This is a genomic window from Sphingomonas sp. NPDC019816, assembly GCF_050274375.1.
GTDB lineage: Bacteria > Pseudomonadota > Alphaproteobacteria > Sphingomonadales > Sphingomonadaceae > Sphingomonas.
The window spans coordinates 1-4,591 of the sequence record NZ_JBNNOB010000198.1 but is presented as its reverse complement, the minus strand read 5'-3'; the positions used below and the strand labels follow the sequence as shown (position 1 = coordinate 4,591).

Here is a 4,591-nt window from a genome sequence, read left to right as displayed (position 1 = left end):
TGCGGCTGGACGGTATGTCGGCGTGCTCCAGCGCGTACACAGTGGCGGGTGCCTCGCTGCAGAGATAGTCGATCGCGTCCGGGTCGCCCAGCCAGTCCGACCCCGTGACTGTGTCGTATGTGTGCCAGGTCCAGTGGTCGGGACCCATATTGCCCAGCGAGGCGGCGATGCCGCCCTGCGCGGCGACGGTGTGGCTGCGCGTCGGGAACACCTTGGTGATGCAGGCGGTTTTCAGACCGGCCTCGGCAATGCCCATGGTGGCGCGCAGGCCCGAGCCGCCCGCACCCACGACGACGGCGTCATAGGTATGGTCGATGATCTTGTAGGCGGCAGCAGACATTATGCAGCGGCTCCGAAGGCGATCTTGAGGATCGAGAAGATGGCGATGGCGGCGGTCGTGAAGACGAACAGGTTCATGACGACGAGCAGCGCGACCCGGTTCTGGTCCTGCTCATAATCCTCGATCACGACCTGAAGGCCCAAGCGCATGTGATAGAAGACCGACGCGACCAGCATCACCATGGGGATGGCGGCCCAGGGGTTGGAAAGCCACAACCGCATCGCGGCATAGTCATAGGACGGCTGGCGCAGGATCGAGATCAGCAGCCAGACGACCAGCAGGAAGTTCGATCCCGCCGTCAGGCGCTGGTTGAGCCAGTGATGGGTGCCCGACTTGGCCGAGCCCAGGCCGCGCACGCGGCCGATCGCGGTTCCCGAACGCATCACTTGATCCCCAGATAGAGCCAGAAGGCGACCGTCATCACGACGGCGAAGACGATGGTGGCTTGCGCCTGACGCTTGTTCGACTTCAGCTCGAAGCCCGCGCCCACATCCATGAACAGGTGGCGGATGCCGTTCGCCATATGCTGGAACAGGCAGGCGGTCAGGCCGATGCCGACGATATAGCCGATGATGTTGAGCCGGCCCGATTCGACCGTGAAGACGTCACGGAACGTCGCATAGCTTTCCGGGCCGGCGGCGACGGCGGCCAGGAACCAGACGAGGAGGGCGGTGCCCACGGTCGCCATGCCCGTGCCGGTGGCGCGGTGCAGGATGGAGACCAGCATGTTGGGGCCCCATTTCCAGATCTGGAGGTGCGGGGAAAGCGGGCGTGCGGTGTTGCGGGCGGCCAAGGGCGGATCCTCGAACAGTCTAAAGTCGGGCTGGTTTGCGGATACGCCTATGGTGAAGACGCCGTCAGGATGCAAGCCAAGAGGCGATTTTGCATCGGGCCCGCCATGTGCCGCGCGCATCTGCCGACGGCGCTAACGCGGCTAACGCGGCTTTAACGGTTTTCCCGCCAAAGTCGCGCGCATCCAGTTCCGGTCTGCCTGAATCGGGGGAGCCACATTTTGAAGTCCGACCTGCCATCGTCCACGATCATCACCGCCGGGATCGATCTCGACGCCCGGATTCGCGCCTTTGACGGCGGGGACGGTTCGCTCATCCGGCTCGCGGCAGAGCTTTGGCCGCTGATCGAGCCGCATGTGGACGATGTGGTCGAGGCCTATTGGCAGCATTGGCGCGCCGCCAATCCGAATCAGCCCGAATGGACGCCGCTCGATCGCGAGCGGCAGCGCACGGCGGGGCGGACCTATCTCTATAATCGATTCTGCAATCTGGCGGGGCGCGAATGGGTCGAGTCGCTGGGGCGTTCGGTCGAGGCGGCTTTCGGGGCCGAGGTGCCGCCGATGAAGGTACTGGCCATGTCCTGTGCCAGCGACCGGGCCGCGCTCAAGGTGTTGCAGGAGGTGATCCCGATCGACGACCCGCGCCGCAGCGCGCTGATCGACACGCTCATGCGATTGTTCGGGATGGAGACCGAACTGACGGTGGAGCTGTTCAACGGCTATGAACGCTGGGCCACCGAGCGCGAGCGGGAAAGACTGGCGGGCGACTTCCGCAATGGAATTGCCACGGTGGTCGAGAATGCCACGGTCGAGGGCCGCGACTTGCGTCGCCAGGCGCAGGAGGCGTCGCTGTCGACGCGCGGCATGCTGGGCAAATCGAGTGAAGTCGCCGCCGCCGCCGAACAGTCGGCGGTCGCGATGCGCGAGGCGGCGCAGACCGCCGCCGGCCTGATCCGCGCGATCGAGGACGCCCGGACCGAGGTCGACCAGGCCGCCGACGTCGCCAACCGCGCCGCCGCGCAGGCAGGCCAGGCGGTCGGCATGTCCGAGATGCTGTCCGATCATGCCAAGTCGATCGAATCGATCCTGGGCCTGATCCGCGATATCGCCGGGCAGACCAATTTGCTGGCGCTCAACGCCACGATCGAGGCGGCGCGGGCGGGCGACGCTGGCCGGGGCTTCGCGGTCGTCGCGCAGGAGGTGAAGAGCCTCGCCAGCCAGACCGCACGGGCGACTGACGATATCGCCACCAAGATCGCCGCGATCCAGGCCGCGACCCGCTCCACGGTCGAGACCAACGCCTCGATCAAGGCGACGGTCCACGAGGTGCAGACCTCCGCCGAGCGCATCCGCTTCGCGATGGAGGCGCAGGCGCAGACGGTGACCGCCATCACGGCGGCCGTCGACGAGACCGCGCTCGCCGCCGACTCGATGTCGCACACGATCGCCGCAATCCGTGCCGATACCGAGAATGTCGCGCAGGAGATCGACCAGGTCGGACGCGGCTTCGAGAGCCTCGACACCCAATTGGGCGAGCTGAAGACCAGCGCCACCCAATTCGTCGCCCGCGTCGCCGCGTGACCTTGATTCCTCCCCTGAAGGGGAGGAATCAAGGTGCCGGTTGACGCCTCGGCCGCCGCCCGGCACGGCGGGGGACATGACGACGATATTGGTAACGGGCAGCAGCCGAGGCATCGGCGCGGCCATCGCATCGACTCTGGGCGAACTGCCCGACACGCGGGTCCTGGGCCATGGCACGCGCAGCGGTATCGCCGCCGACCTGGCGCAAGCGGACGCGCCCGCGCGGCTCTGGGCCGAGGCGCTGCAACAGGCGGGCGGCGCGATCGACGTGCTGGTCAACAATGCCGGCATCTTCGAGGCCAGCCCGCTCGATGCCGAAGACTGGTCGGACAGCTGGGCGCGCACGATGCAGGTCAATCTGACCGCCTCGGCCGAACTGTGCCGCCTGGCCGTGCTGCACTGGCAGGCGCGTGGGGTGGGCGGCCGCATCGTCAACATCGCCAGCCGCGCCGCCTATCGCGGCGACAGCCCCGCGCACTGGCATTATGCCGCGTCGAAGGGCGGCATGGTCGCGATGACCAAGACCATCGCACGCGGCTATGCCGCACAAGGCATCCTGGCCTTCGCCGTCTGTCCGGGCTTCACCATGACCGGCATGGCCGACGACTATCTGGCCAGCCGGGGCGGCGACAAGCTGCTCGCCGACATTCCGCTGGGCCGCGTCGCTAGCCCCGAGGAGGTCGCCGCGACCGTCCGTTTCCTGTGCACCGACGCGCCGCCCTCTATGACCGGCGCGGTCCTCGACGTGAATGGAGCCAGCTATGTCCGCTGACAGCTGGAAGCTGACCCTGCCCTGCACCCGCGACGAGGCGGAGGCGATCGACGCCGCCGACGATCTGGCGATCGACGCCGCCGACGATCTGGCGATCGACGCGGTCATCATGACCACCGAAGAGGTGGAGGACGACCGCGAGCATTGGCGGCTCGACGCCTATTTCGAGGCCGAGCCCGATGCCGCGACGATCGCGGCGATCCGCGCGCTGGTGCCGAGCGCGGGCGACCATCCCGCCACCGTCGAGCATCTGGCGGCGCAGGATTGGGTCACGATGAGTCAGGCGGGGCTGGAGCCCCTCTCGGTCGGGCGGTTCTTCGTCCACACGGGCGACGAGGCGGTGCCGGAGGGCTTGCGCGGTTTCCATATCCCGGCGGGCCGCGCCTTCGGCACTGGGCATCATGAGACGACCAGCGGTTGCCTCGCCATGCTCGACGCGATGGCGTCGCAGACGGTCGCGAATGCCATCGACGTCGGCACCGGCACCGGCCTGCTGGCCTTTGCCGCACGGCATCTCTGGCCCGACGCGAAGGTCGTCGCCACCGACATCGACCCCATCGCGATCGACGTGACGGCCGAGAATGCCGCGATCAACGATGTCGACGGGGTCGAGCTGATCGTCGCCGACGGAGCGTTGGCCGATCCGATCATGGCGGCTGCGCCTTATGATCTGGTCATCGCCAATATCCTGGCCGGGCCGCTGATCTCGATGGCGCCCGAACTGGCCGCGATCGCGGGGCCGGAGGCGACTCTGGTGCTGGCGGGGTTGCTGGAGACGCAACGCGCCGATGTGGTTGCAGCGTATGAGGCGTGCGGCTGCACGCTGGAGACAGTCGACCGGCGTGGTGACTGGAGCGTGTTGCGGCTGCGCGCGGGGCGCGAGCGGTTCGTGCCGAATGCGCCGTTCGATCCCAAGGGGCGGGATGGTTGGGCGTTGGATATCTGATTTTTCTACCGCCACCCCTTCTTCTCCCCTCCCGTAGGCGGGAGGGGTCGGGGGAGGGCAGGGCCGCAAGCGATGGTCTCCGTGAGACTCCTTGCCCTCCCCCCACCCCCCCCCCCCCGGCGGGAGGGGGAGCATGTTTGGCCCTCGTCGACCTCCTACGCC

General features: G+C 67.6%; 6 protein-coding genes. 3 read left to right on the top strand and 3 right to left on the bottom strand.

The window, feature by feature from the left end; translation table 11 throughout:
- The 3 genes from ACQKJZ_RS18175 to sdhC all read right to left on the bottom strand — a co-directional run.
- Positions 1-340, bottom strand: a 340-nt coding sequence (locus ACQKJZ_RS18175; RefSeq protein ID WP_427732961.1) for an FAD-binding protein, incomplete at its 3' end; no start/stop codon positions are given.
- Entirely contained in the window at positions 340-723 is a 384-nt protein-coding gene (gene sdhD / locus ACQKJZ_RS18170) for a succinate dehydrogenase, hydrophobic membrane anchor protein (RefSeq protein WP_427732959.1), read from the bottom strand. The genes ACQKJZ_RS18175 and sdhD, both read right to left, overlap by 1 nt.
- On the bottom strand, positions 723-1,133 hold the full coding sequence (gene sdhC, locus ACQKJZ_RS18165; protein ID WP_312489674.1) for a succinate dehydrogenase, cytochrome b556 subunit: 411 nt from the start codon (positions 1,131-1,133) through the stop codon (positions 723-725). Before sdhC ends, sdhD begins: the two co-directional genes overlap by 1 nt.
- A gap of 219 nt (positions 1,134-1,352) precedes the next feature.
- Between sdhC and ACQKJZ_RS18160 the strand changes: the two genes are divergently transcribed.
- The 3 genes from ACQKJZ_RS18160 to ACQKJZ_RS18150 all read left to right on the top strand — a co-directional run bounded on the left by ACQKJZ_RS18160 (position 1,353) and on the right by ACQKJZ_RS18150 (position 4,429).
- Entirely contained in the window at positions 1,353-2,711 is a 1,359-nt protein-coding gene (locus ACQKJZ_RS18160; RefSeq protein ID WP_427732956.1) for a methyl-accepting chemotaxis protein, read from the top strand.
- 76 nt (positions 2,712-2,787) lie between these two features.
- Entirely contained in the window at positions 2,788-3,483 is a 696-nt protein-coding gene (locus tag ACQKJZ_RS18155; RefSeq protein ID WP_427732954.1) for an SDR family NAD(P)-dependent oxidoreductase, read from the top strand.
- Entirely contained in the window at positions 3,473-4,429 is a 957-nt protein-coding gene (locus ACQKJZ_RS18150; RefSeq protein ID WP_427732952.1) for a 50S ribosomal protein L11 methyltransferase, read from the top strand. Before ACQKJZ_RS18155 ends, ACQKJZ_RS18150 begins: the two co-directional genes overlap by 11 nt.
- Positions 4,430-4,591: the final 162 nt, after the last annotated feature.